Below are 24843 nucleotides of genomic sequence, written 5' to 3'. Positions count from 1 at the left end.
GCGTCGGAAGAGGCTTCGGGGGCTTACGGCGTGCTTCTTTGGGTTCCTTTTTGTGTTGCCATTCCCCTGGCATGAACGGTTCATCGCGAGAGTGACCCCCAGCGTGATCCATTACGCGGACCACGCATGCGACGAACCGCACAGCTGGGGGTTACATGAGATCCAATCGCGCCGCAGTGCGTGCCGGCGTGAGCATGGCGGCTACGTTGCCGCTGCTCGCCGGTGCGCTGGCGCTCGGCATACCCGCGGCCCAGGCCGCGGACGGTCCGAGCCGCGACACCCTGTCGGGCACCAAGCCCGCGTGGGCCACGGCCAAGGCGGACCAGGGCTCCACCTCCGACAGCTCCGAGGTGACCGCCCGCGTCTACCTCGCGGGACGGGACGCGGCAGGTCTCGCCGCCTACGCCCGGGCCGTGTCCGACCCGGAGTCGGCCTCGTACGGGAAGTATCTGAGCGCCGAGCAGACGCAGGCGCGCTTCGGTGCCACCGCGGCGCAGGTCAGCGCGGTCAAGTCCTGGCTGAAGTCCGCCGGGCTCGACGTCACCGGCACCACGCGGCGCTACGTCTCCGTCTCCGGTGACGTCGCCGCCGCCGAGCGCGCCTTCGGTACGCAGCTGCACAACTTCGCCAAGGGGAAGAAGACGTACCGGGCGCCGTCGAAGACCGCGTCCGCGCCCGCCTCCCTGAACGGCGCCGTCCTCACCGTCACCGGGCTCGACAGCGCCCCGCACAAGGCGGACCACCAGGACCAGCTGCCGCCGCCCGACGCCGTCTACCGGAACTCCGGGCCCTTCTCGTCGTACTACGGCTCCAACGTCGCGAGCACGCTGCCCGCCGCGTACGGGAAGAAGATCCCGTACGCCGTGCAGGGGTACAGCGGCAAGCAGTTGCGCGCCGCCTACGGAGCGGGCGACCGGACCGGCAAGGGAGTACGCGTCGCCATCACCGACGCCTACGCCTCGCCGACCATCGCCTACGACGCGGCGACCTACGCCAAGAAGCACGGTGACGCGGCGTACCGCAGCGGTCAGTTGCGGCAGGTGCTGCCCGGTGACTACACGAAGACCGAGGAGTGCGGGGCCGCCGGCTGGTACGGCGAGGAGACCCTCGACGTCGAGGCCGTGCACGCGGTCGCGCCCGCCGCGTCCGTCACCTACGTCGGCGCCGCCTCCTGCTACGACGACGACCTGCTCGACTCGCTCGGGAAGATCGTCGACGGGCACCTCGCCGACATCGTCTCCAACTCCTGGGGCGACATCGAGGCCAACGAGACGCCTGACATCGCCGCCGCCTATGACCAGGTCTTCCAGTTCGGGGCGGTCGAGGGGATCGGGTTCTACTTCTCCTCCGGCGACAACGGCGACGAGGTCGCCAACACCGGGACCAAGCAGGTCGACACGCCCGCCAACTCCGCCTGGGTGACGGCCGTGGGAGGGACCTCTCTGGCTGTCGGCAAGAAGGACAAGTATCTGTTCGAGACCGGCTGGGGGACCGAGCGGGCTGTTCTGTCGGACGACGGCAAGAGCTGGACCGACTTCCCCGGTGCGTTCACCTCGGGCGCCGGTGGTGGTACCAGCCGGACGGTGGCTGAGCCCTTCTACCAGAAGGGTGTCGTGCCCGACTCGCTCGCCAAGGCCAACAGTGCGGCCGGCAACCGTGTCGTTCCTGACATCTCCGCCATCGCCGACCCCAACACCGGGTTCAAGGTCGGGCAGACGCAGACCTTCCCCGACGGGTCGCAGCGGTACGACGAGTACCGGATCGGCGGGACCTCGCTGGCCGCGCCCGTGATCGCGGGCGTGCAGGCGCTTGCCCAGGAGGCTCGGGGCGGGAAGGCCCTCGGGTTCGCCAATCCTGCCATCTATGCCCGGTACGGCAGTGGTGGCGGCAGTGGTGGCGGCAGCGGTATCGGAAGCGGTAGCGGAAGCGGTGAGGGTGTCAGCAGCGGCAAGGGGGGCGCGGTCTACCACGACGTCACCGACGATCCGACCGGGGCCGGGCTCGCCGTCGCCCGTGTCGACTTCGCCAACGGGTACGACGCCGCGGACGGGCTCGTCACCTCCGTGCGCAGCCTCGGCAAGGACAGCTCGCTGAAGGCCGTGAAGGGGTACGACGACGTCACCGGGGTGGGGTCTCCTGCCGCGGGGTACGTCGACTCCTATCGGCGCCGTTGACCTGACGGTTCGGCACCAGTAACGCGTGTGCCACCTCCTGGGGGCAGTTCCTCATCGGGAGGTGGCCCGCGCGGCCGTCCGTGATCGGGTGGAACGTACCGTTCAGGGTTTCGGCCAAGGCCCGTTGGCGGGACAGCCAGCGTTTGGAGCCTGTCGCGAGGACTCGGATCGGGATGTCCGGGAGCGGGTAACGTTCGCGGAGCCTCACCAGGTCCACCGCCTCGTCCCGGTACGTGGCGTACTCGGCCAGGGTCGCGGGCCAGGAGCGTGGGGCGCCCGCCGTGCGGTGGGGTGGGGGGCGCGGTTCTGCGTCATCCGCGGGGCCGTGCGGGTGACGCGCCTTGCGCCTGCTCCGGTCGTGGGTCGGGGCCGTGCCGGTACATCCGCCCGTCGCTTACGCGGTCGCCCCGGAGATGAGTGGCTCAACTCCGTCGGTGACCACGCAATCGACGGGCATTTGATGTACCGGCACGGCCCCTTCCGTCCCATTGCGGCCGCAGGCCGTCGTCTCCCACGCCCCGGACCGGCCCGGCCCCGTCCGTCCCATTGCGGCCGCAGGCCGTCGTCTCCGACCCACCTTCGCTAGTGGTGTGCGTGTTCCGTCTGGCTCGGTACGTGCGTGGCCACCAAGCGGGTCGTGGGGGTGGCTCGGCGGTCCACCGTGTAGGCGACGGTGGCGACGATTAGGCCCAGGACCGCCAGTGCCGCGCCCGCCGTCGCGGGGGACGTCGTGCCGAAGCCCGCTGCCAGGGCCAGGCCGCCGATCCAGGCGCCGCCCGCGTTGGCCAGGTTGAAGGCGGCCTGGTTGGCGGAGGAGGCCAGGGAGGGGGCCGTCGCGGCCTTCTCCATGACCATCAGCTGGAGGGGGGAGCCGGTGATGAAGGCTGCCGCGCCCAGGGCCGTGACACCCAGTGCCGCGCTCCACTGGGCCGACATCAGGAGCGGGAAGAGCGCGAGGACCACCATCAGGGAGGCCAGGCCGCCGAAGAGGGTGCCGCGCAGGGAGCGGTCGGCCAGGCGGCCGCCCAGGAGGTTGCCCGCCGTCGCGCCGACGCCGAAGAGGGCGAGGAGGAGGGTGACGCTGCCCTCGGCGTAGCCGGCCGAGTCGGTCAGCATCGGCGTGATGTAGCTGTAGGCGGAGAACAGGGCGCCGAAGCCCGCGATCGTCGTGCCCAGGGCCAGCCAGACGGGAAGGGAGCGCAGGGCCGCCAGTTCGCCGCGCAGGCCGTCGGAGGACGGGGCGTGGGTGTGGTCCCTGGGGATCAGGAGGGCGAGAGAGGCTATCGCCACCAGGCCGATCGCGCTGACGCCGAGGAACGTGGCACGCCAGCCGAGGTGCTGGCCCATGAGCGTGGCCACGGGGACGCCCGCGATGTTGGCGACCGTCAGGCCCAGGAACATCAGGGAGACGGAGCGGGCCTTGCGCTCGGGTGCGACGAGGCCGGTCGCGACGACCGCTCCCACGCCGAAGAACGCGCCGTGCGGCAGACCGCTGACGAAGCGGGCCGCCAGCAGGTAGTGGTCGTCGGGGGCGAGGGCCGAGAGGGCGTTGCCGACGACGAAGAGGGCCATGAGGAGGATGAGGACCTTACGGCGGGACATGCGGGCCGTCAGGGCTGCCAGGAGCGGGGCGCCGATCACCACGCCGAGCGCGTACGCCGAGACCAGGTGGCCGGCCGAGGGGATCGAGATGTGCAGGTCGTCCGCGACGTCAGGGAGCAGTCCCATCATCACGAACTCGGTCGTACCGATGCCGAAGGCGCCCACGGCAAGGGCGAGCAGGGCCAGGGGCATGAGGGGCCTTTCAGACGCACGGGTGTGCCCGTGCACTGCGGTGTGCACGGGCAGGGTTAGTTCAGGTGAGGAACAAATTGTCTCAGGGTGAGTATTCCAGGGGGTTACGAGGGCGTTGCCCGGAGCTTTACGCGGGCCGCGACCGGGAGGTGGTCGCTGCTCGTCGCGGGGAGTGACCAGGAGCTCACCGGCTCGATGTCCCTGACCATGATCTGGTCGATCCGGGCCATCGGGAACGACGCGGGCCAGCTGAAGCCGAAGCCGCTGCCCGCGGCGCCCTGCGTGGAGCGCATCTGGGAGGTGACGGCGGTCAGCGCGCGGTCGTTCATCGTGCCGTTCAGGTCGCCGAGAAGGACCACTTTCCCAACCGTCTCGTGGGCGATCGCCGTGCCCAGCGCGTCGGCGCTCTTGTCTCGCTGGCGGGCCGTGAAACCGGCCTCCATCTTCACCCGGACCGACGGCAGGTGGGCCACGTAGACCGCCACGTCACCGTCCGGTGTGTCCACGGTCGCCCGCATCGCGCGGGTCCAGCCCAGCTTGATGTCGACCGGCTTCACCGACTTGAGCGGGTAGGTGCTCCACAGGCCGACCGTGCCCTGCACCGAGTGGTACTTGAAGGTTTGCGCGAGTGCTTTCTCGTAGGTGGGGACCGCGGTCGCGGTCAGTTCCTCCAGGGCCACCACGTCCGCGCCCGAGGCCGCGACGTCGCGGGCGGTGCCTTCCGGGTCCGCGTTCTGCGCGTTGACGTTGTGGGTGAGCACGGTGAGGTCGCCGCCGCTGCCGGAGTTGTCGGTGAGCAGGCCGCCGAAGAGGTTCAGCCAGACGATCGCGGGCACCAGCAGGGCGATCAGCGCGGTCGCCGACCTGCGCAGCAGGGCGAGGGCGAGCAGCAGCGGCACGAAGACACCGAACCAGGGCAGGAACGTCTCGGTGAGGCTGCCGAAGTTGCCGATGCGGTTCGGGATCTGCGCGTGCAGCAGCATGAACAGGGCGAGGAGCAGCGCGAGCACGGCGAGGATGATTCCGCGGCGCCAGATGCCGCGGCCGCTCCAGGCGTCGCGCAGACGGTGCAGCCTGGATCCCCGGCGGTCGTGCCCCGGGTCGCTGCCCGTCTCCGTCACATACGCCTGCGCCATACCGTCGCCTCACAACTTGCCGTGCACACCGTCACTCCCGCGACTACGACCCTAGGGGATGATCGGTGCCCTTCCTGCCGCCCGGGGGCGGCCGTACGGGACACAGACGACGAAGGCCCCGTTCGGAGTTCCGCGGTGGCGTGCGGGGGCCCGACTCTGTGACGAAACGCGCATACTCCAGTGTGGGGTTGATGGAGACCGTTTCCGGTTTCGGTCAGGGGTTCACGGGCTTACACCCGTCAACACCGTGTCCACGATCCGTTCGGCCAGGTCCTCGGGGAGGTCCGTCTCGGGGCGCATGAACGACCGTACGAGCATGGGGCCGACGAAGAGGTCGTTGAGGAGGCCGAGGTCGACGTCGGTACGGAGTTCGCCGTTCTGCTGCCCCCGGCGCAGGACCTCGTACGCGAGGCGGCGGCGGGGTTCTATGACGGTCGCGTGGTAGGCGGCCCAGATCTTGGGGCTGGACTTCATCTGGGCGTACACGTTGTGCAGGAGGGCCGGTGAGCGGTTGAGCAGGCCGCGGCGGCGCAGCGCCTCCAGGAGGACGACGAGGTCGTCGCGCATGGAGGTGCCCGGCAGTTCCGGTTCCGCGGGCTCGGCGCTGCGCAGGACGTCGACGAAGAGTTCCTCCTTGCCGCGCCAGCGGCGGTAGATGGTCGCCTTGCCGACGCCCGCGGTGCGGGCCACCCGCTCGATCGAGACCTCCGCGAGCGGCACGCCCTCCTCCAGAAGCACCATCACGCCCTCGATGATCGAGCGTTCCACGGCCTCGCTGCGGGGGCGGCCCCGGGAGGCCCCGTTACTGCTGACGGCGGGGGTCACATCGGCTCCGTTTCTGCGTCCTGCTCCGTCGATTCTCCCCCCGTCGCACGGCCGCCGGGCGTCCGGTGTCCCGGTGCCCGGCGGGCGAACACGTGCGGTCACTGCTCGGCTCGTACCAACTCCGGTTCTTCCTCGCCCTCTTGCGGGGCCGGCGGGCGGCCCGGCAGGAACAGGACGACGACCAGCGCGCCGAGCACCGCGACGACCGTGCCGCACAGCGCCGTGACGTGCATGGCGTGCAGGAACGCGTCGTTGGCGGGGGCGACCAGGGCCTCGCCCCGGGGGCCGAGCTTCGCGGCCACGCCGAGGGTGGCCTCGATGGACTCGCCCGCGGTGTGGCGCAGCCCGGCGGGCAGGACGGCGAGGTCGTTCTCGATGCCGTCCCGGTAGGCGGTGGACAGGACCGAGCCGAGCACCGCGATGCCCAGGGCGCCGCCGACCTGGCGGAAGGTGTTGCTGAGCGCCGAGGCGGAGCCCGCCTTCTCCCGGGGCAGCGCCTGCATGATGACCACGCTGGTCGGCGTCATGATGTGCGCCATGCCCGTGCCCATGAGGAAGAACATGACCTCCAGGAGCCAGATGGGCGTGGACTCGTCCAGCAGGGCGAAGGCGGCCAGCATCGCGGCGAGGAGCAGCAGGCCCGCCGTGCACGTGGCCCGGTTGCCGAAGCGGTCGACGACCAGCCGGGCGCGCGGCGCGAAGATGAGCTGGGCCGCCGCGAGCGGCAGCATCAGCAGGCCGGTCTGCAGCGGCGAGTAGCCGCGCACGCTCTGGGTGTAGAAGACCGAGAAGAAGGTCACGCCCATCATCGCGAAGAAGACCAGCGCTATGGCGACGATCGCCGCCGAGAAGACCTTGTTCTTGAAGTACGTGACGTCGATCGACGGGTGGTCGCTGCGCTTCTCGTACACGACGAACGCGGCGAGCACCGCGAGGCCCGCCGCGATGGTCGCGAGGACCGTGGTGTCGGTGAAGTCGGCGAGCTGGCCGCCCTTGATGATGCCGTAGACGAGCAGGATCAGGCCGACGACGGAGAGGACCACGCCGGCCGGGTCGATCCGGCCCGGGTTCGGGTCGCGGGAGTCGGGGACGAGCCAGACCATCAGGGCGAGCGCGACGACGACGATCGGCACGTTGATGAGGAAGACCGAGCCCCACCAGAAGTGGTCGAGCAGGACGCCGCCGGTGATCGGCCCGATGGCGATGGCGAGGCCGACACCGCCGGCCCAGATACCGATGGCCTTGGGCTGCTCGTCGCGCTCGAAGACGTTCATCAGCACGGCCAGGGTGGCCGGCATCACGAAGGCGGCACCGAGGCCCATGACCGCGCGGAACGCGATGAGCTGGACCGGCGAGCCCGACTCCGCGGCCAGTGCCGAGCCGGCGCCGAAGACGACGAGACCCGCGAGGAGCGTCTTCTTGCGGCCGAGGCGGTCGCCGAGCAGGCCCGCGGAGAAGAGCAGGCCCGCGAAGACGAGCGTGTAGGCGTTGATGGCCCACTCCAGCTCGCTCTGGGTGGCACCCAGGCCGGTGGGTTCCGGGGTGGAGATCGTCTTGATCGCCACGTTCAGGATCGAGTTGTCGAGCACGACGATCAGCAGGCTGAGCATCAGCACACCGAGGATCGCCCAACGGCGCCGGTGCACCGCCTCGGGCACACGCCGTTCGGCGGGGGCAGCGGAATCTGTCATGGCGCCCACCCTAGGAGGTATTCGATACGGCACCGTCTCGTATCGTATTTCTTTACGGAGACCTTACGAAGGCGGGCGGCGGGCTCACGGAGGCGGGCGGCGGCGCGAAGTGAGCAAGAGAACAGGGTCTGGCAACGGTCGGCACGTGGTGCCACCATGGACGTGATCCGGGGACGCCGTCAGGGCGCCTCGAGATGACACACAGAAGGAGCCGTTGCGATGACGCAGCTTTCGGCTGCCCCCACGCCGGGCCCGGACACGGGCCAGAAGTCCGACAGCAGCAAGGCGCTGTACGGCGGCAAGGGCACGCGCCGCATCACCGTTCGCGACATCACCGCCGCCAAGGAGCGCGGCGAGAAGTGGCCCATGCTCACCGCGTACGACGCGATGACCGCGTCCGTCTTCGACGAGGCCGGCATCCCGGTCATGCTCGTCGGCGACTCGGCGGGCAACTGCCACCTGGGGTACGAGTCGACCGTGCCCGTCACCCTCGACGAAATGACCATGCTCTCGGCGGCGGTCGTACGGGGTACGAGCCGTGCGCTGATCGTCGGGGACCTGCCCTTCGGGTCGTACCAGGAAGGGCCCGTCCAGGCCCTGCGCTCGGCGACCCGGCTGGTCAAGGAGGCCGGGGTCGGCGCCGTGAAGCTGGAGGGCGGTGAGCGCTCGCACCGGCAGATCGAGCTGCTGGTCGAGTCCGGCATCCCGGTGATGGCCCACATCGGGCTCACCCCGCAGTCCGTGAACGCCATGGGCTACCGCGTGCAGGGGCGCGGCGAGGAGGCCGCGCAGCAGCTGCTGCGGGACGCCAAGGCAGTGCAGGACGCGGGCGCGTTCGCCGTCGTCCTGGAGCTGGTCCCGGCGGAGCTGGCTGCCGAGGTGACCCGGGTGCTGCACATCCCGACGGTCGGCATCGGCGCCGGTTCCGAGACGGACGCCCAGGTGCTGGTGTGGACCGACATGCTCGGGCTGACCGGCGGCCGGGTGCCGAAGTTCGTCAAGAAGTACGCCGATCTGCGCACCGTGCTCAGTGACGCCGCGCGGGCCTACGCCGAGGACGTGGTCGGCGGGACGTTCCCGACGGAGGAACACTCCGTTCACTGAGAACCCGTGCGGCGGCGGAGCACTCCGTCCACTGAGTGCCTGTGCGCTCAGGCACTCGGTCCGCATTCACTGAGTGCCTGAGCTCGGAGGAGCACTCCGCCCACATTCACTGAGTGCCTGTGCGCGGCCACAGGCACTGAGCAGCCGCTCGCCCCGAGCCACCGCCGCACCACCGGGCAGCCCGCCGATCTTCCCCCGTCGGCGGGCTGCCCTCTTGTCCGTCTCCGGGCGGGCCGGGGGCCGGTCAGACCTCCAGCCCCTGTTCGAGGGTGCGCAGCCGGTGGCGGGCCAGGGCGAGGTTGGCCCGTGCGCGGTCGAGGGCCAGGTAGAGGAAGAGCGAGCCGCTGCTGTCGGCCAGCGGGCGGATGAGGTGGTACTGGCTGCCCAGCGTGATCAGGATGTCCTCGACCGTGTCCTCCATGTCGAGCGCGGCCAGCGTGCGGGCCTTGGCCCGTACGACCTCCGTGTTGCCGGCCGCCGCGACCTCCAGGTCGAAGTCCGGGCCGCCTCCCGCGGTGCCGAGCGACATGCCGCTCTCGTAGTCGACCAGTGCGACGCCCACCGCGCCGTCGATGGCCATCGCTTCCTTGAGGGCAGTCTCGATGTTCATGGTGCGTCCTTCGCCTGTTGCTCGGCCGGTAGGAATGCGGTGTTCAAGAAGTGACAAGACGTCAAAAAAGTCACTCAAGAACACTATTGATCAGCTTGAGAATTAAACTACGGTGATTTCTGTCATCAGGGGAAGGGTTCTCAACAGATGCCGGTGCCTTCGATCGATGCGAGCCTGACCCGGCTCCTGCACGACACACCCGGGGTCACTCAGGTCGCTCTCGTGGACGGGGTGACCGGTCTGCCGTACGGCGGGGCCGGCGACGACACCGGACCGGACGGCGCCACCGCCGCCGCCGAACTGGCCCTGCTGATCGGCGAACGGCTGCGCGCCGCGGGCGCGGACAGTGCGCTGGAGAGCGTGGTGCTGACCGGGGCGCGCCGCCACCTGGTCCTGCGGTCCGTGCCGCACACCGGCGACCCCCTGCTGCTGACCGCCGTGCTCGACCGGGAACAGGCCAACCTCGCGCTCGCCCTGCGGCGGCTCGACCGGCTCGCCGCGGACGTGCTCGCATGACCGGCACCGGCGGACCCCGCAACGTCGCCGCCGTGCTCAAGCAGCTGCGCGAGCACGGCGAGAGCGGCACCGTCACCGTCACCGGCACCCCGGGCGGCAGCCTGCACGTGCGGGACGGCCTCGTGGTCGCCGTGCACACGCCCGGCGCGCCCGGGGTCGAGTCGCTGCTGCTGAAGTCCGGGCGGGTGACCGAGGCGTCCTGGGCCGCCGCCGCGGCCCGCGCGGCGGAGCACCCGGACCCCGGGACGGACGACCCCGTCGGGGCGGCCCTCGTCGCCCTCGGTCTGGCAGGCGCGGCCGAACTGGCCCTGCTGCGCACCGCCGCGGTCCACGACGGGGCGTTCGCCATGGCGCTCGGCACCACCACCGGCTGGGAGGTCGGCGCGCCTGTACCGGTCCCCGGTGCCGGACCCGGTGTCGAACCACGGCCGCTGACCGCCGAGACGAGCCGTCGCATCCAGCTGCTGACCGCGCGCCGGGGCGCCCCCGCCGCCGAGTTCGCCCGTACCCGCGTCGTCGCCTCGGGCAGCCGCCCCGTGCGCGTCGAACCCCGGCACGCGGCGGTCCTGGCCTGCGTCAACGGCCGCCGGACCCCGCGCGACATCGCCTTCGCCCTCGGCCGCTCGCTGTACGCGGTCATGCTCGACCTGCTGCGCATGGACGACCTGGGACTGCTACGGCTCGACCGCCCCGGCACCGCCGCCGGCGGGCTGCCCAGCATCGCACCGCGCGTCGCCGGCACGACGGCGACCGAACCGGCCCCCGCACCGACGACGGCCCCGCTCCCACGACGCCGACCGGGCAGCAATCCACTGGGGCCGGTCGGTTCGGGGGCGGGACCGGCCGTGCCAGGGACGGGGCCGGTCAGTACGGGAGCGAGCTCGGTCAGTACGGGAGCGAGCTCGGTCAGTACGGGGGCGGGCTCGGTCAGTACGGGAGCGGGCCCCGTCAGTACGGGAGCGAGCTCGGTCAGTACGGGAGCGGGCCCCGTCAGTACGGGAGCGAGCTCGGTCAGTACGGGAGCGAGCTCGGTCAGTTCGGGGGCGGGTCAGGTCAGTTCGGCGGGTCCGGCCGATCCGCTGGGCCCGGCAGGTCCGGCCGATCCGCTGGGCCCGGCGGGTCCGGCCGATTCGCCGCGTTCGGCGGGTCCGGCCGATCCGCTGAGTCCGGCGGGCCCGGCCAACACGGCAGGTCCCACCGATCCGCCAAGTCCGGCGGGTCCGGTCGATCCGCCGCGTTCGGCTAATCCGCCGGACCCGGCCGATCCGTCGCGATCGGCCGATCCATCGCGTCCGGCGAATCTGCCGCGTCCGGCCGCTTCGCCGCGTCCGGCCGATCTGCCGGGTCCGGCTGGCCCTTCGCGCCCGACCAGCCCGCCACGCCCGGCCGACCCGTCGCGTCCAGCCGGCCCACCGCGTCCCGCCGATCAGCCGAGCCCGGTCAATCCGCCGAGCCCGGCCAATTCAGCGAGCCCGACCGGTCCATCGCGTCCGGTCAGCCCACCGAACCCGTCCGACCCGTCCCGTCCGGCAGAGGCGAGCGCTGGGTGAGTGCACGTCGCCGTCGGACGGCGAGGCGCCGGCTGTTGGCCCTGGCCAGGGCCCGGCGGGCCGCCCGCGCAGCATCCGCCGCACCACCCGTCCCCGCACCCCCCGTCCCCACACCGCCCGCCCGCGCAGCACCCGCCGCACCCCCCGCCCGCGCAGCACCCGCCGCACCGCCCGACCCCACACCGCTCGCCCGCGCAGCACCCGCCGCGCCGCCCGACCCCGTACCCCCGGCTCCCCTCCCCCGGCGCACCGCCGGGTGGGATCCGGGTGCACCCGCACCGCCGTCCGATCTCGATCGGGACGCTCCTGACCTGGCCACCCTGCGCCGGGTGGCCGCCGCGCTCCGAGCCCGTGAATGACGACCGACCTGCCACGACCGTCACCCGCCCCGCGGCATCCCCGCCGCCGGGCGCGCAGAACCGCACCGAGGAGCGGCCATGAACGCACTTCCTTCCGCCAACGACCCCGTGACCGAGGTGCTGACCGCGTTCCGGGACCGCGTCCTGGGCGTCTCCGAGTCCGTGATCTCCACGGGCGACGGCCTGCTCGTGGTCGCCGACACGGACAGCTCGCACCCGGAGTCGGTCGCCGCCCTGGCCGCCGCGCACCTGAGCCTCGGCCGCCGGATGGCCGAGCAGACCGGCACCGGGCCGCTGCGCGAGGTGGTCTCCCGGGGCGCGACCGGGCACGTCGTGATTCTCGCGATCGGCGAACGCGCCCTGCTGACCGTGATCGGTGACGAGGGCCTCGACGTCGAGGCGCTGCGGCACGAGGCGCCGCTGCTGGTGGAACGGCTCGGCACCCTGCTGGAGGCGAACTCCGCCGCCGGCTGACGGCGGCGGAGGGCGGGGCCACGGGCGATCCGTGGGGCGGTTGTTGTAAGCGGTGGCAGGCGGTCGGCGACGGCTGTAGGCGCGCTGCCGACAACGGCTGTAGGCGCGCTGTCGGTGACTTGTCGGTGCGTTGTCGGTGGGTGCTGGCACCTTGGTCTGCATGACGCGAATCGACAAGAACCCCGACGCCGCCCGGAGCGCCGTCACCGTACGGGGTCTGGTCAAGCACTACGGCGAGACCAAGGCGCTGGACGGCGTGGACCTCGATGTGCACGAGGGCACCGTGAGGGGTGTGCTCGGGCCGAACGGTGCGGGCAAGACCACCCTCGTCCGCATCCTGTCCACCCTGATCACGCCCGACGCCGGACAAGCGACGGTCGCCGGCTACGACGTGTTGCGCCAGCCCCGCCAGTTGCGCAGGGTGATAGGCCTGACCGGCCAGTACGCCTCGGTCGACGAGAAGCTCCCGGGCTGGGAGAACCTGTACATGATCGGCCGGCTGCTCGACCTGTCCCGCAAGGACGCCCGGCGCCGTGCCGACGAACTGCTCGAGCGGTTCTCGCTCACCGACGCGGCCAAGCGCCCGGCGTCGACGTACTCCGGCGGTATGCGCCGCCGGCTCGACCTCGCCGCCTCCATGATCGGCGAACCCGCCGTCCTCTACCTGGACGAGCCGACGACGGGCCTCGACCCGCGCACCCGTAACGAGGTGTGGACCGAGGTCAAGCGCATGGTCGGCGACGGTGTCACCGTCCTGCTCACCACCCAGTACATGGAGGAGGCCGAGCAGCTCGCCTCCGAGCTGACGGTCGTCGACCGCGGCAAGGTGATCGCCAACGGCGGTATCGACGAGCTGAAGGCCAAGGTCGGCGGCCGGACCCTGCGGGTGCGCCCGCTGGACCCGCTGGAGCTGCGCCCGCTGGCCGCGATGCTCGACGAGCTGGGCCTGACCGGTCTCGCCAGCTCGACCGTGGACGCCGAGACCGGCACCGTACTGGTGCCGATCCTCAGCGACGAGCAGCTGACCGCCGTGGTCGGCGCGGTCACCGCGCGCGGCATCACCATCGCCTCCATCAACACCGAACTGCCCAGCCTGGACGAGGTGTTCCTGTCCCTCACCGGCCACAAGGCCAGTGCCCCGCAGGACGCCGTGCCCGCCGAGACCCGCGAGGAGGTCGCCGTATGAGCGCCGCCACTGCCACGGCCCCCGTCACCACGGCCGACGCGCGCATACCGCTGCGCGGCCATCTGCGCCACACCGGCGCGCTGATCCGGCGCAATCTGCTGTGGATCCGGCAGGACCCCGAGTCGATGTTCGACGCGCTGCTGATGCCGGTCGTCTTCACCCTGCTGTTCGTGTACGTCTTCGGCGGCTCGATCGGCCAGGCCCTGGGCGGCGGACAGGACGGCTACGTCCAGTACGTGATCCCCGGCATGATCGCGATGATGAGCATGACGCTGTCCCAGGGCGTCGGCACCGGCTTCAGCCAGGACTTCAACTCCGGTGTCATGGACCGTTTCCGGTCGCTGCCCATCGGGCGCGGCTCGGTGCTGTTCGCGAAGATATCGGTGGAGCTGGCGCGGATGCTGTTCGCGACCACCGTGCTGATGATCGTCGCCGTGCTCGTCGGCTTCGACATCAACCACTGGGGCGGCCTGTTCGCGGCCGTGGGTCTGTCCGCGGTCTTCGCCTCGTCGATCATGTGGGTGTTCCTCACCCTGGGCGTGATCCTGAAGAACGCGCAGTCCGTGCAGGCGATGGGCTTCCTGGTGCTGTTCCCGCTCCAGTTCGGCTCGTCGATCTTCGCGCCGACCCAGTCGATGCCGGGCTGGCTCCAGGCGTTCACGGACTACAACCCGCTGTCCACGCTGGCCGACGCGGCGCGCGGCCTGATGCTGGGCGGCCCGGTCGCCCACGACCTGTGGATCACGCTCGGCTGGTCGGCGGCCATCACCGCGGTGATGGCACCGGTCGCGATCCACAAGTTCCGCACCAAGAACTGACGTACGGGCGGGGTTCTCGCCGGTTCACGTCATACGAGGGCGGTGGCCTCCTCCAGGGAGAGGCCGCCGCCCTCGGCGTACGCCGCCGCGAACACCGTCCCGTCGAGCGCCGCCCGTACCTCCGTCTCGGCCCTGGCGCGGGCCTCCCGCTCGCTCGGAGCCTGGATGTGCTCCGGCGGCAGCAGCCGGTCGGCGGCGCCGAGGAGCCGGGCCGCGTCGCGGACCCGCCGGCCGTCGTCCACGCCAGTGAGGGCGACCGCCGCGGTGACCAGGTGCGTGGACGCCATGTGCGGGGCGATCATCAGCGCCAGCGGGTCCCTGGCCCGCTCCATCGCCGAGCGCACCTTGGCCAGTGCGCTCGCGTACTGCCCGTCGATGGCGTCCAGCCACGCGTCCAGACCCTGTACGAAGCCGTCGAAGGCGGCGAAGCTGACCGCCTCGAAGTCCTCGCGCAGCAGCCGCATCTGCTCGCGGGCCTCCTCGACCCGCCCGGTGCGGCCGAGCCACATCGCCAGGAAGAGCCGCCCCGCGGGCATCGCCTCGTGCACCCCGCGCTGCGCCTCCGCGACCACGTCACGCAGCAGCCGCTCGCCCCGTTCCACCTCGCCGGACTCGATGAGCGCGCTGGCCAGCCGGGTGCTGAGCACGGCCGCCTGGGCGCGGGCGCCGAGCCGTTCGGCGTACGTGATCGCCTCCGAGTAGTCGGCGGCGGCGCGGGCGAACTCGCCCACGCGTTCGAGCGCCTCACCCCGCGCCGCGAGCGCCTCCGCGGCTCCCCAGATGTCGCCGAGCCTGGTGAAGATCTCCAGGGACTCCTCCGCGGCGCCGGAGGCGTCGCCCGCCAGGTCCGCGCGGTTGGCGAGGATGTTGGCGCGCATCTGGAGGGCGACGGCCAGCTCCCACTCGTAGCCCAGTTCCCGGCAGGTCTCGACGGTGACGTCGATGACCTGGCGCATCCGCTCCAGGTCGCCGGTGAGCAGCACCGCGTAGAACCACAGGTAGCCGGGGCTGCGGCAGGTCTGCGGCAGTCCGGGGCGGTAGGTCCTGGCGACGGCGCGCAGCTTGCGCTGTCCCTCGGGGGTGTCCCACACCGTCATCTCCATGTCCATGCAGGCGAGATGGACGAGGTGCACCCCGCGCCGGGCCTCCTCGAAGACCTCGGGGCGCATCGGCGGCGGCTCGGCCGTGCAGCTCTCGTACAGCGGCGGGACCGGGTCCTCGGACTCGAAGGGGTCGGGGCCGAGCGCCATCACCTCGCGGGCCCAGGAGCGGGCCTCCAGGCGCAGGTCGCGGGACTGCCAGTACCAGTGCAGGGACAGGACCAGGCAGACCGCCTCCTGCTCGTCGCGCTCGGCGACGGCGCGGCGCAGCGCGGTGCGGATGTTCTCGTACTCGCGCTCTATCAGCCCGATGGCGGCGAGCTGGCGGGGGCCGCGCAGTTCGGGGTCGGTGGTGCGGGCGAGCTCCCGGTAGTACGTGAGGTGGGCGCGCTCGGCGGCGGGGCGGCGCCCCGACTCGTCCAGGCGCTCGCCCGCGTACTCGGCGACGGTCTCCAGGAGCCGGTAGCGCATGCCGCCGTCGCCGGAGGGGGCCGCCACCACCAGGGACTTGTCGACGAGCGAGCCAAGCGACTCCAGGGCGGCCGGGCCGCACACGGCCTCGGCGGCGGCCAGGTCGCAGCCGCCGGAGAAGACCGACAGGCCCCGCAGCACGTCGCGCTCGTCCTCGTCGAGCAGTTCCCACGACCAGTCGACGACGGCCCGCAGGGTCTGCTGGCGCGGCAGCACGGTGCGGCTGCCGGAGGTCAGCAGCCGGAAGCGGTCGTCGAGCCGGTCGGCGATCTGGCGCGGGGTGAGCATCCGCAGCCGGGCGGCGGCGAGTTCGATGGCCAGCGGCAGTCCGTCGAGCCGCCGGCAGATCTCGGCGGCGGCCTCCCGGTCTTCTCCGGAGGCCTCGATCCGGAAGCCGGGCCTGGCGGCGGCGCCGCGGTCGGCGAGCAGCCGCAGCGCCACCGGCTCGGGCAACGGCTCCACCGGACGCAGCAACTCCCCCGGTACGCCGAGGGGTTCGCGGCTGGTGGCGAGCACGGTCAGCCCGGGGCAGCGCTCCAGCAGGTGCGCGACGAGTTGAGCGGCGGCGTCCACCACGTGCTCGCAGTTGTCCAGGATGAGCAGCATGCGGCGTCTGGCGCAGTGCTCGGCGAGCCGGGTGAGGGGGTCGTCGGAGCGGTCGGCGACCGCCCGCATCTCCTCGGCGCCCGCGCCGCGCAGCACGGTCTGCCGGGCGCCGAGCGCGGTCAGTACGGCCTCGGGGACGGCGTCCGGGTCGTCCACGGGAGCCAGTTCGGCGAGCCACACGCCGTCCCGCGCGGTACCGGCCGCCGCCTCCGCGGCCTCCTGCGAGAGCCGGGTCTTGCCCGCGCCGCCGGGTCCGAGCAGGGTCACCAGGCGGGCCGCCGCGAGATCGCCGCGGATCGCGTCGATGTCGGTCTCCCGGCCGACGAAGGAGGTCAGCCGGGCGCGCAGATTCCCGGGCGGCGCGGCGGCGGGCTCCTCGGGGGCGCGCTCCGCGGCCTGCGGGGCGGAGGTACGGTCCTCGGCCTGCGCGGCGAGAGCGGCGGGCGGCTGCGGGGCGGGTGCGGTGGACGCCTGCGCGGCGAGAGCGGCGGGCGGCTGCGGGGCGGGTGCGGTGGACGCCTGCGCGGCGGGAGCGGTGGGCCGCTGCGGGGCGGGTGCGGCGGGCGCCCACTTCCCGCCCAGCAACTCGCCGTGCAGCGCCCGCAGTTCGGGTCCCGGGTCGGAGCCGAGCCGGTCGGCGAGGAGTCGGCGTACGGAGTCGTAGGCGGCGAGCGCCTCGGCGGACCGCCCGGCGTCGCGCAGGGCCCGCAGCCGCAGCGCCTGGAGCGGCTCGTCCAGCGGGTGCAGGTCGCACAGCGCGGTCAGCTCGGGCAGCGCCTGCTCGGCCCGGCCGAGGGCGAGGGCGGCGCTGAGGCGGGCGCGCTGGACGTCCAGGCGCCGGGTCTCCCAGCGGGCCGACTCGGCGGTGCGGTCGGGCAGGTCGGCGAGGGCCGGGCCGTGCCACAGGGCGAGGGCGTCGTCCAGGGCGCCGGCCGCCTTCGCGGCGTCGCCGTCGGCCAGCGCCCGGGTGCCTTCGCCCGCGAGCCGGTCGAAGCGGTGCAGGTCGATGTCGTCGGGGGCGGCGGCGAGCCGGTAGCCGCCCTCGGCCGAGTCGACCGCGTCCGCGCCGAGCGCCCGGCGCAACCGGCCGACCAGCGCCTGGAGCGCCCCCGTCGCGTCGGCGGGCGGGTCGCCGCCCCACACCTCGTCGACGAGGAGCGCCGCGGGCACGGTGCGTCCCGGCCGCAGGGCCAGCACCGTGAGCAGGGCGCGCAGCCGTGCCCCGCCGACCGGTACGAGCGTGCCGTCGGGGCGGAGTGCCTGGGTGGTGCCGAGAATCCGGTAGCGCACGTGGTCCATTCTTGCCGCTGCGGTCGGGAGTGTGTGGCCCACCCTCCCCGGAACTCGCAGGCGGCCGCGAGACGTTTTCGGGTTGTGGCGGGTACGGTCGGGCAGGCCGACCGGCCCGACGAGCAGTTCTTCACAGCACGAGGAGTCCCATGACCACCGCCGCCTCCCGCCGCAGCGACCGGAGGATCAGCCCCGTATTCATCGGGATCGCGGCCGTCATGGCGGTCACCGGGTGGGCCGTCTGGACCGGCTTCGCCGAGCAGCCCGGCGTCGCCGTGTTCCTGTTCGTGACGTCGGGCTGGATCGTCTCCCTGTGCCTGCACGAGTACGCGCACGCGCGCACGGCCCTGCACAGCGGTGACATCTCGATCGGCGCCAAGGGCTATCTGACGCTCAACCCGCTGAAGTACACGCACGCGCTGCTCAGCATCGTCCTGCCGGTGCTCTTCGTGATCATGGGCGGGATCGGTCTGCCGGGCGGCGCGGTCTTCATCGAGCGGAACCGCATCCGGGGCCGCTGGAAGCACAGCCTGATCTCGGCGGCGGGGCCGCTGACCAACGTCCTGTTCGCCGTGGTGTGCACGGCGCCGTTCTGGCTCGACGTGCTGGACGGCGTGCCCGCCGAGTTCCAGTACGCGCTGGCGTTCCTGGCGCTGCTCCAGGTCACCGCCGCGATCCTGAACTTCCTGCCGGTCCCGGGCCTGGACGGCTACGGGGTGATCGAGCCGTGGCTGTCGTACAAGGTGCGCCGGCAGGTGGAGCCGTTCGCCCCGTTCGGTCTGCTCGCGGTGTTCGCGGTGCTGTGGATCCCGGAGGTGAACCAGGTGTTCTTCGACGCGGTCTACGCCCTGCTGGGCGGGCTCGGGATCGACGACCTCCAGCGCTACTGCGGCCAGGACCTGTACCGGTTCTGGGAGGGCACGAGCGAGTTCTGCACGCCCGGCCGGTGACTCAGCCGGTGGCGGAGTCGCTGACGGAGCCCTGGCGCGCCCGGTTCCGGCGCGCGTAGTACCAGGTCATGTTGGACGACAGGCCCGCGATCAGCACCCAGACGATGCCCAGCCAGCTCCCCTGGACGAAGGAGACGACGGCCGCGGCGACGGACAGGACGCAGACGGCGAGCGCGTAGAGGGCGAGGCGGGGCATGGGGAGCGGCTCCTGACGGGACGGACGGACCGGACGGATCGCGTACGGATCTTGTACGGGCCGTCCGGACGGATCGGTACGGCTTCCAGTGTCCCCCATGCCCCATTACGGGCGCGCCCCGGCTAGCCGTCCGTCGGCTCGACGTCCGTCAGCCGCAGGCCCGCGTGGGCCTTGTAGCGGCGGTTCACCGAGATCAGGTTGGCGACCAGCGCCTCGACCTGGTGGGCGCCTCGCAGCCGGCCCGCGAAGATGCCGCGCATACCGGGGATGCGCCCGGCCAGCGCCTGGACGGTCTCCACGTCCGCGCGCTCCTCGCCGAGGACCATCACGTCGGTGTCGATCTCGGCGATCTCCGGGTCCTCAAGGAGGACCGCGGACAGGTGGTGGAAGGCGGCGGTGACCCGCGAGCCGGGCAGCAGGGCGGCGGCCTGCTCGGCGGCACTGCCCTCCTCCACCTTCAGGGCGTACGCACCCTTCTTGTCGAAGCCGAGCGGGTTGACGCAGTCGACGACGAGCTTGCCCTCGAGGTCCTCGCGCAGCGACTCCAGCGTCTTGGCGTGCCCTTCCCACGGCACCGCCACGATCACCACGTCGCTGCGCCGGGCGCACTCGGCGTTCTCGGCGCCCTCGACGCCGTGTCCGAGTTCCGCCGCGGTGCTCTCGGCGCGGTCCGCGGCGCGCGAGCCGACGATCACCTTCTGACCGGCCTTGGCGAGCCGGTAGGCCAGTCCCTTGCCCTGCGGCCCGGTGCCGCCGATCACGCCGACGACGAGACCGGAGACGTCGGGAAGATCCCAGGGATCCTTGGCTGCCGCCTTCTTCGCGCTGCCGCGGCTGTCGCTGTTCGCACTGTCACTGGAGGTCATGGGCCGACTCTACGTGCGCGGACCGCCGTCCGACGGCACCCGACGGGTCAGGTGAGCGCCGTCACGGGGATGCGGCGGAAGGTGATCGTCTCGTAGGTGTCGAAGTCGCCGGTCTCGTAGAGCAGCCCGACGGTGTCCGGGTCGATCCGGACCAGGTCGGAGTAGCCGGCCGGCAGCCCGTCGACCGGGTACGCGGTCCGCCAGGTGGTGCCGTCGTCGTCGGAGGCGCGCACGGTCATCAGGGCGCGCGCGTCCGGGGCGGCGGGGCCCGAGTAGAGCAGCACGTCGGGGTCGCGGATCTGGAGCAGGCTGCCCTCGACGACGGGGGTGACCAGCCCTGCCTGCGGGCGGAAGGGCTTGACCAGGGTCCGGCCGCCGTCGAGGGAGTACGCGTCGGCGCGGTTGCCGGGCGAGGGCGAGTCGTTGCGGGTGTTGAAGTACACGCGCCCGTCGGGCAGTTCGGCCGCCGTCGTCTCGTTCACGTTGACGTATCCGTCGGTGTTCTCGTCGAGGTAGCCGAGGTACCAGCTCGCGCCCCGGTCGTCGCTGAGCAGGCAGTGCCCGCTGTTGTACTTGGCCTCCTTGCCGGTGTCGGTGCCGGTGGGCGGCACGGTGTGGTTGCCCGCGACGACGACGCGCCCCGAGGTGAGCTGAACGGCGTGGCCCGGCGTGGTGGCGTACCACCGCCAGTCCGCCTTCTTCACCGTGCCGGTGATCTCCACGGAGCTCGACCAGGTGACCCCGTCGTCGTCGCTGTAGCGCACCCAGACCCGGCGGCCGTCGGCGGCGGAGACCTCGCCGCGCAGGATGGCGTCCTCGGTGGCGGTCGCCGTGCTGCGGCAGTACACGAGGAGGATCCGGCCGGTGTCGAGGACGACGGGCGCCGGGTTGCCCGCGAGGTGGTGGTTGTTCGTCGCGGCGGTCGCGAGCGGCCCCCAGGTCAGGCCGCCGTCCGTGGACCGCTTGAGCACGATGTCGATGTTGCCGTGGTCCGCCGCGGAGTCGACGCGGCCCTCGCAGAAGGCGAGCAGCGTGCCCGCGCGGGTGGCGACGACGGCCGGGATCCGGAAGCTGGCGTAGCCCTCCTGTCCGGCGCGGAACGGAACGCTCGCCTCTGTGTCTGTCGCTGTGGTCACGGTGCCTCCTGCTTCGCGGGTGGTGCGTGCCCTTGCCCAACACGGGTGAATGCGTGGTGAACTCCGTTCGACGAGTGTCCGTTTGTTGCAGAGTGGCGTCCCATGGATGCCGTACGGGTCGCGATGCTGCGTGAGGTGCTGGCCGGGACGGAGTGGCTGGGGGCCACCCGCCGCTTCGCCGGGGCGCTGAGGAGTTCGGTGGTGTCGCACGGGGGCGGTCTGCTCCTGGTGGGCACGTCCGACTACGAGCCCTGGCACCTGGCGGCCCATCTGGTCGACGAGGCGGCCTGGTCGGGCACCCCCGAGCTGTCGCCGACGCTGGTACGGCACGAGACGCGGGCCGCGGACCCGGCCCACCTGGCCGTCGGCCTGGGCCGGATCGAGGCGGCGCGGCGCGGCGAGACGCTGCTCGTGGTGTCGCCGTCGGCGCCCGGGGCGCCGCTGCTTGAGCGGATCCACGACGCCCGGCTGGCCGGCGCGACGGTCCTCGCGATGGCCGAGGGCGACCGCGAGCTGCGGGCCACCGCCCATGAGTCGCTGTCCCTGCCGCCCGGCGCGGAGGTCGACCTCGACACGGTCCAGCACCTGGTCAGCGCGGCGGCGGGGGAGAACGCGCTGCCCGCGCCGCGGGGGCGGCGGCGTCTGCGCGACCGGCTGTCCCGCCTGGCGGACCAGCTGACGTCTCCGCCGCCGGCGCGGTGGTAGCGACGGCTGCCGGTTGTCGCCGGTAGCCACCGATGGTGGTCCTCCCGGCCGCCGGAAAAGGGGTTGCCCGGTGCGGCGGCCCGCGCGGAGCATGACCGCTCGTGACCGACGACGCCCCCGACACCCTCACCGCTCCCGGGCCTCGCGCCCGCGCACGCGCCCGTGCCCGCTTGCTCACGGTGCTGCCGGATCTCGCGCCCTGGCGGACGTCCGCCGACTTCCGGCGGATGTGGGTGGCGGGGCTGATCACGAATTTCGGGAGCTTCCTGACCCTGGTCGCGCTGCCGGTACAGATGAAGGAGCTGACCGGATCGGCGGTGGCGGTGGGCGCGATCGGCGCCGTGGAACTCGTACCGATGATCGTCTTCGGGCTGTACGGAGGGGCGCTCGCCGACGCCCTGGACAAGCGGAAGCTGATCCTCGGCACCGAGTCGGGACAGGGTCTGCTGTGCGCCGTGCTCCTGCTGAACGCGCTGCTGCCGCACCCGGCGGTATGGCCGCTGTACGCGGTGGCGGCGCTCTCCTCCGCCCTGCTCTCGGTGCAGCGGCCGGCGCTCGATTCGATCCTGCCGCGGATCGTGGCGCACGAGCACCTGCCGGCGGCGGCCGCGCTGAACTCGCTGCGCTGGACGGTCGGCGGGGTCGCGGGGCCCGCCGCGGCGGGGATCGTCGTGGCGTACGCGGGGCTGGCCTCGGCGTACGCGGTGGACCTGCTGACGTTCGCGGTCTCCGCCGTACTGGCCGTCGGCCTCGCCGCCTCCCCCGCCGCGCACGAGGCCGCGAAGCCGTCGCTCAGGTCGATCGCGGAGGGCGCGCGGTACGCCTGGCACCGCAAGGAGCTGCTCGGCACGTACGCCATCGACCTCGCGGCGATGTTCTTCGCGATGCCGCTCGCGGTGCTGCCGTTCCTCGCGGACGAGCTGGATGCGCCGTGGTCCCTCGGGCTGATGTACGCGGCGCTGCCCGCGGGGGCGCTGCTGGTGAGCCTGACCAGCGGCTGGACCTCGCGGGTCCACCGGCACGGCCGGACGGTGGCCGTGGCCGCCGCCTGCTGGGGCGCCGCGATGGTGGCGGCGGGCGCGGTGCACGACGTCTGGCTGGTCCTGCTCTTCCTCACCCTGTCCGGCGGCTTCGACATGGTGAGCGGCATCTTCCGGGCGGCGATGTGGAACCAGACGATCCCGGACGAGCTACGGGGCCGCCTGGCCGGCATCGAGCTGCTGTCCTACTCGGCCGGCCCCCAACTCGGCCAGGTCCGCGCGGGCACGATGGCCGCCTGGACCGGCGTCCGCACGTCGATCTGGTCGGGCGGGGCGCTGTGCGTGGGGGCGGTGGGCCTGCTCGCCCTGTGCCTGCCGAAGCTGATGACGTATGACGCACGGACGAACGAGCATGCGGTGCGGCTGCGGAACTTGCGTACGCCGAAGGCGATAGCCGCTCCCACGACCGACTGCCCATGAACGCAGGTGAACGGCTCCGTCCGAGTCACCCGGCACGACCAGCGCAGCTGACAAGTACGCACCGGTGCTGGCAGCGAGGATGTCACGACCGCTCAGTACGAAGGTGTGAAACCGGCGGACAGGTCGAGATGGAACGCGGAGCCCTGAACCGTCGGAGTCCAGCCTTCGCGCAAGGCAAGCCGAACGGCCGCGGCGACACGTGACGGCCGTACAGGCCCAGCCTCGCGACCGATCCAGTTGCCCGGGTGTGGCTGGTCGGTGGCGACCACGAGCGTCATGCCCTGTGCGTCCGCGTGCTCGACGCCGAACGCGCAGGGCGACCAGGCCAGCCCCTGGGAGTACGTCGGCCTGCCCCGCAGCCGCCAGCGGTACGCCGTGCCATCGACAACGATCCGTCGTGATCCTTTGCGCACCAACGCCATGACGTTCTCCTTCAGCAGCGAAGACGCTGGGGAGCGCACAACGCCGTCCGTCTCAGTTTCCCGTCTCACTCGGCGCCGTTGGCCAGGCAGCAGCGGCCGCACACAGGTTGGGGCCGGCCGAGCCGTCGGAGCGGCAGCACCCGGCCCGATGTGCGGGGTCGAGAACGTCACGATGCGGGCACGCCGACCCGGCCTAAGACGCCGAGAACCCCCGGTCAGTCCTCCTCGCCCCGCCGGGCCGACGCGTCGTGCCACTTCGGGTCGTTCTCCCACTCCAGGTTGCGTTCCCGCGCCGTCTCCATCGCGTGGGTCGCCTCCTCGCGGCTGGCGTAAGGGCCGAAGCGGTCTTTCGCCGGGCACTCCGGGCCTTCCTCGACCTTCTTGTGCTCCAGGCAGTAGTACCACTCGCCCGGCTTGCCGACGGTGCGCTTCTTGAACAGGGCCATGACCGGCTCCTTTCCGTGTTCATGGTCGCTCATGCCCGCTGGTTAGACTCGCAGGCATGTCTGGCCAGTCGCTGCTCGTACCAGGGGAGCTCTCTCCCACCCGTTCCGTGCCGGGAAACATCAGGCGTCCCGAGTACGTGGGCAAGCCCGCGCCCACCCCGTACACCGGGCCCGAGGTGCAGACTCCGGAGACCGTCGAGGCGATGCGGACCGCGGGCCGGATCGCCGCGCGGGCGATGGCGGCGGCGGCCGAGCTGATCGCGCCCGGGGTCACGACGGACGAGCTGGACCGGGTGGCGCACGAGTACATGTGCGACCACGGGGCCTACCCGTCGACCCTGGGCTACCGCTCGTTCCCCAAGTCGCTGTGCACATCGCTCAACGAGGTCATCTGCCACGGCATCCCGGACTCCACCGTGCTGCGCGACGGCGACATCATCAACCTCGATGTGACGGCGTACATCGGCGGTGTGCACGGTGACAACAACGCCACCTATCTGGTGGGGGATGTGGATGACGAGAGTCGGCTCCTTGTCGAGCGGACCCGGGAGTCCCTCGACCGCGCGATCAAGGCCGTCAAGCCCGGCCGGCAGATCAACGTCATCGGGCGGGTCATCGAGTCGTACGCGAAGCGGTTCGGGTACGGGGTCGTCCGGGACTTCACCGGTCACGGCATCAACTCCTCGTTCCACTCCGGGCTGATCATCCCGCACTACGACAGCCCGCACGCGACGACCGTGATGCAGCCCGGCATGACCTTCACCATCGAGCCCATGCTGACCCTCGGCACGCACGAGTACGACATGTGGGACGACGGCTGGACGGTCGTGACGAAGGACCGCAGGCGGACGGCCCAGTTCGAGCACACGCTGGTCGTCACCGACACCGGCGCCGAGATCCTTACCCTGCCCTGACCAACGGGCAGCGCGGAGAGCCCGCCGGGTGCACAGATGTGCAC

Annotated in this window: 22 protein-coding genes; 11 read left to right on the top strand and 11 right to left on the bottom strand. The window is 72.1% G+C overall.

Annotated elements, in window-relative coordinates; genetic code table 11:
• The first annotated feature begins 155 nt into the window (after positions 1-155).
• Positions 156-2174 carry a protease pro-enzyme activation domain-containing protein gene (locus tag ACFV6E_RS34815; protein ID WP_385467140.1) on the top strand — a complete coding sequence of 673 codons (2019 nt, stop codon included), beginning with the start codon at positions 156-158 and terminating at the stop codon, positions 2172-2174.
• 582 nt (positions 2175-2756) lie between these two features.
• Here the strand turns inward: ACFV6E_RS34815 and ACFV6E_RS34810 are convergent.
• The 4 genes from ACFV6E_RS34810 to ACFV6E_RS34795 form a co-directional block, all read right to left on the bottom strand.
• Positions 2757-3968: an MFS transporter gene (locus ACFV6E_RS34810; RefSeq protein WP_385467137.1), complete on the bottom strand. Its 1212-nt coding sequence runs from the start codon at positions 3966-3968 to the stop codon at positions 2757-2759.
• Between the two features lie 104 nt (positions 3969-4072).
• On the bottom strand, positions 4073-5104 hold the full coding sequence (locus ACFV6E_RS34805) for an endonuclease/exonuclease/phosphatase family protein (protein WP_385163477.1): 1032 nt from the start codon (positions 5102-5104) through the stop codon (positions 4073-4075).
• 222 nt (positions 5105-5326) lie between these two features.
• Positions 5327-5929, bottom strand: coding sequence for a TetR/AcrR family transcriptional regulator (locus ACFV6E_RS34800; RefSeq protein ID WP_385163479.1), 603 nt, complete (start codon positions 5927-5929; stop codon positions 5327-5329).
• A gap of 98 nt (positions 5930-6027) precedes the next feature.
• The gene (locus tag ACFV6E_RS34795; RefSeq protein WP_385163482.1) at positions 6028-7620 is read right to left on the bottom strand and encodes an MFS transporter; all 1593 of its coding nucleotides are present in this window, start codon (positions 7618-7620) and stop codon (positions 6028-6030) included.
• A 219-nt stretch (positions 7621-7839) separates the two neighbouring features.
• Between ACFV6E_RS34795 and panB the strand changes: the two genes are divergently transcribed.
• Complete coding sequence (gene panB / locus ACFV6E_RS34790; RefSeq protein WP_385163485.1) at positions 7840-8724, top strand: 3-methyl-2-oxobutanoate hydroxymethyltransferase; 885 nt, start codon at positions 7840-7842, stop codon at positions 8722-8724.
• Positions 8725-8968: 244 nt separating this feature from the next.
• Here panB and ACFV6E_RS34785 read toward each other — a convergent pair whose 3' ends face one another.
• A complete protein-coding gene (locus tag ACFV6E_RS34785) occupies positions 8969-9334 on the bottom strand; it encodes a hypothetical protein (RefSeq protein WP_385163488.1) in 366 nt (121 codons plus the stop codon).
• A 153-nt stretch (positions 9335-9487) separates the two neighbouring features.
• Here ACFV6E_RS34785 and ACFV6E_RS34780 point away from each other — a divergent pair, with 153 nt between their 5' ends.
• The 5 genes from ACFV6E_RS34780 to ACFV6E_RS34760 all read left to right on the top strand — a co-directional run bounded on the left by ACFV6E_RS34780 (position 9488) and on the right by ACFV6E_RS34760 (position 14237).
• Positions 9488-9850, top strand: a complete 363-nt coding sequence (locus ACFV6E_RS34780) for a hypothetical protein (protein ID WP_385163491.1) — start codon at positions 9488-9490, stop codon at positions 9848-9850.
• Positions 9847-11400, top strand: a complete 1554-nt coding sequence (locus tag ACFV6E_RS34775; RefSeq protein WP_385467134.1) for a hypothetical protein — start codon at positions 9847-9849, stop codon at positions 11398-11400. Before ACFV6E_RS34780 ends, ACFV6E_RS34775 begins: the two co-directional genes overlap by 4 nt.
• A gap of 437 nt (positions 11401-11837) precedes the next feature.
• A complete protein-coding gene (locus ACFV6E_RS34770) occupies positions 11838-12233 on the top strand; it encodes a roadblock/LC7 domain-containing protein (RefSeq protein ID WP_385467132.1) in 396 nt (131 codons plus the stop codon).
• A gap of 160 nt (positions 12234-12393) precedes the next feature.
• The gene (locus tag ACFV6E_RS34765) at positions 12394-13419 is read left to right on the top strand and encodes an ATP-binding cassette domain-containing protein (protein WP_385163498.1); all 1026 of its coding nucleotides are present in this window, start codon (positions 12394-12396) and stop codon (positions 13417-13419) included.
• Positions 13416-14237, top strand: a complete 822-nt coding sequence (locus tag ACFV6E_RS34760; RefSeq protein WP_385163500.1) for an ABC transporter permease — start codon at positions 13416-13418, stop codon at positions 14235-14237. Before ACFV6E_RS34765 ends, ACFV6E_RS34760 begins: the two co-directional genes overlap by 4 nt.
• 29 nt (positions 14238-14266) lie before the next feature.
• Here the strand turns inward: ACFV6E_RS34760 and ACFV6E_RS34755 are convergent, their stop codons facing one another.
• Positions 14267-17713 carry a BTAD domain-containing putative transcriptional regulator gene (locus ACFV6E_RS34755; protein WP_385467129.1) on the bottom strand — a complete coding sequence of 1149 codons (3447 nt, stop codon included), beginning with the start codon at positions 17711-17713 and terminating at the stop codon, positions 14267-14269.
• 140 nt (positions 17714-17853) lie between these two features.
• On the opposite strand from ACFV6E_RS34755, the gene ACFV6E_RS34750 reads away from it, so the two are divergent.
• The gene (locus tag ACFV6E_RS34750; protein WP_385163506.1) at positions 17854-18654 is read left to right on the top strand and encodes a site-2 protease family protein; all 801 of its coding nucleotides are present in this window, start codon (positions 17854-17856) and stop codon (positions 18652-18654) included.
• A 1-nt stretch (position 18655) separates the two neighbouring features.
• Here ACFV6E_RS34750 and ACFV6E_RS34745 read toward each other — a convergent pair whose 3' ends face one another.
• The 3 genes from ACFV6E_RS34745 to ACFV6E_RS34735 all read right to left on the bottom strand — a co-directional run bounded on the left by ACFV6E_RS34745 (position 18656) and on the right by ACFV6E_RS34735 (position 20852).
• Positions 18656-18850 carry a hypothetical protein gene (locus ACFV6E_RS34745; RefSeq protein WP_385467126.1) on the bottom strand — a complete coding sequence of 65 codons (195 nt, stop codon included), beginning with the start codon at positions 18848-18850 and terminating at the stop codon, positions 18656-18658.
• Positions 18851-18972: 122 nt separating this feature from the next.
• The gene (gene npdG, locus ACFV6E_RS34740; protein WP_385163512.1) at positions 18973-19716 is read right to left on the bottom strand and encodes an NADPH-dependent F420 reductase; all 744 of its coding nucleotides are present in this window, start codon (positions 19714-19716) and stop codon (positions 18973-18975) included.
• A 47-nt stretch (positions 19717-19763) separates the two neighbouring features.
• Positions 19764-20852, bottom strand: a complete 1089-nt coding sequence (locus ACFV6E_RS34735) for an exo-alpha-sialidase (protein ID WP_385467123.1) — start codon at positions 20850-20852, stop codon at positions 19764-19766.
• A gap of 102 nt (positions 20853-20954) precedes the next feature.
• Here ACFV6E_RS34735 and ACFV6E_RS34730 point away from each other — a divergent pair, with 102 nt between their 5' ends.
• Together ACFV6E_RS34730 and ACFV6E_RS34725 are read left to right on the top strand one after the other, a co-directional pair.
• Positions 20955-21557: a hypothetical protein gene (locus tag ACFV6E_RS34730; protein WP_385467121.1), complete on the top strand. Its 603-nt coding sequence runs from the start codon at positions 20955-20957 to the stop codon at positions 21555-21557.
• 101 nt (positions 21558-21658) lie between these two features.
• Positions 21659-23017 (top strand): MFS transporter, encoded by a 1359-nt coding sequence (locus ACFV6E_RS34725; protein ID WP_385467118.1) that lies wholly within the window; start codon positions 21659-21661, stop codon positions 23015-23017.
• A gap of 92 nt (positions 23018-23109) precedes the next feature.
• Here the strand turns inward: ACFV6E_RS34725 and ACFV6E_RS34720 are convergent, their stop codons facing one another.
• Together ACFV6E_RS34720 and ACFV6E_RS34715 are read right to left on the bottom strand one after the other, a co-directional pair.
• A complete protein-coding gene (locus ACFV6E_RS34720) occupies positions 23110-23439 on the bottom strand; it encodes a hypothetical protein (protein WP_385163525.1) in 330 nt (109 codons plus the stop codon).
• 215 nt (positions 23440-23654) lie between these two features.
• On the bottom strand, positions 23655-23885 hold the full coding sequence (locus ACFV6E_RS34715) for a hypothetical protein (protein WP_385163601.1): 231 nt from the start codon (positions 23883-23885) through the stop codon (positions 23655-23657).
• Between the two features lie 56 nt (positions 23886-23941).
• Here ACFV6E_RS34715 and map point away from each other — a divergent pair, with 56 nt between their 5' ends.
• On the top strand, positions 23942-24799 hold the full coding sequence (gene map / locus ACFV6E_RS34710) for a type I methionyl aminopeptidase (RefSeq protein WP_385163528.1): 858 nt from the start codon (positions 23942-23944) through the stop codon (positions 24797-24799).
• Positions 24800-24843: the final 44 nt, after the last annotated feature.

Source organism: Streptomyces sp. NPDC059785, from assembly GCF_042732375.1.
Classification (GTDB): Bacteria; Actinomycetota; Actinomycetes; order Streptomycetales; family Streptomycetaceae; genus Streptomyces.
This window is presented reverse-complemented; position numbering and strand designations above follow the sequence as displayed.

What these genes read in the sequence shown, in the direction of transcription:
- ACFV6E_RS34720 (WP_385163525.1), bottom strand. Translation starts at nt 23,439, where the DNA reads ATGGCGTTGGTGCGCAAAGGATCACGACGGATCGTTGTCGATGGCACG.
- ACFV6E_RS34715 (WP_385163601.1), bottom strand. Translation starts at nt 23,885, where the DNA reads ATGGCCCTGTTCAAGAAGCGCACCGTCGGCAAGCCGGGCGAGTGGTAC.
- ACFV6E_RS34770 (WP_385467132.1), top strand. Translation starts at nt 11,838, where the DNA reads ATGAACGCACTTCCTTCCGCCAACGACCCCGTGACCGAGGTGCTGACC.
- ACFV6E_RS34805 (WP_385163477.1), bottom strand. Translation starts at nt 5,104, where the DNA reads ATGGCGCAGGCGTATGTGACGGAGACGGGCAGCGACCCGGGGCACGAC.
- npdG (WP_385163512.1), bottom strand. Translation starts at nt 19,716, where the DNA reads ATGACCTCCAGTGACAGTGCGAACAGCGACAGCCGCGGCAGCGCGAAG.
- ACFV6E_RS34765 (WP_385163498.1), top strand. Translation starts at nt 12,394, where the DNA reads ATGACGCGAATCGACAAGAACCCCGACGCCGCCCGGAGCGCCGTCACC.
- panB (WP_385163485.1), top strand. Translation starts at nt 7,840, where the DNA reads ATGACGCAGCTTTCGGCTGCCCCCACGCCGGGCCCGGACACGGGCCAG.
- ACFV6E_RS34785 (WP_385163488.1), bottom strand. Translation starts at nt 9,334, where the DNA reads ATGAACATCGAGACTGCCCTCAAGGAAGCGATGGCCATCGACGGCGCG.
- ACFV6E_RS34810 (WP_385467137.1), bottom strand. Translation starts at nt 3,968, where the DNA reads ATGCCCCTGGCCCTGCTCGCCCTTGCCGTGGGCGCCTTCGGCATCGGT.
- ACFV6E_RS34775 (WP_385467134.1), top strand. Translation starts at nt 9,847, where the DNA reads ATGACCGGCACCGGCGGACCCCGCAACGTCGCCGCCGTGCTCAAGCAG.
- ACFV6E_RS34755 (WP_385467129.1), bottom strand. Translation starts at nt 17,713, where the DNA reads ATGGACCACGTGCGCTACCGGATTCTCGGCACCACCCAGGCACTCCGC.
- ACFV6E_RS34760 (WP_385163500.1), top strand. Translation starts at nt 13,416, where the DNA reads ATGAGCGCCGCCACTGCCACGGCCCCCGTCACCACGGCCGACGCGCGC.
- ACFV6E_RS34795 (WP_385163482.1), bottom strand. Translation starts at nt 7,620, where the DNA reads ATGACAGATTCCGCTGCCCCCGCCGAACGGCGTGTGCCCGAGGCGGTG.
- ACFV6E_RS34750 (WP_385163506.1), top strand. Translation starts at nt 17,854, where the DNA reads ATGACCACCGCCGCCTCCCGCCGCAGCGACCGGAGGATCAGCCCCGTA.
- ACFV6E_RS34745 (WP_385467126.1), bottom strand. Translation starts at nt 18,850, where the DNA reads ATGCCCCGCCTCGCCCTCTACGCGCTCGCCGTCTGCGTCCTGTCCGTC.
- ACFV6E_RS34815 (WP_385467140.1), top strand. Translation starts at nt 156, where the DNA reads ATGAGATCCAATCGCGCCGCAGTGCGTGCCGGCGTGAGCATGGCGGCT.
- ACFV6E_RS34730 (WP_385467121.1), top strand. Translation starts at nt 20,955, where the DNA reads ATGGATGCCGTACGGGTCGCGATGCTGCGTGAGGTGCTGGCCGGGACG.
- map (WP_385163528.1), top strand. Translation starts at nt 23,942, where the DNA reads ATGTCTGGCCAGTCGCTGCTCGTACCAGGGGAGCTCTCTCCCACCCGT.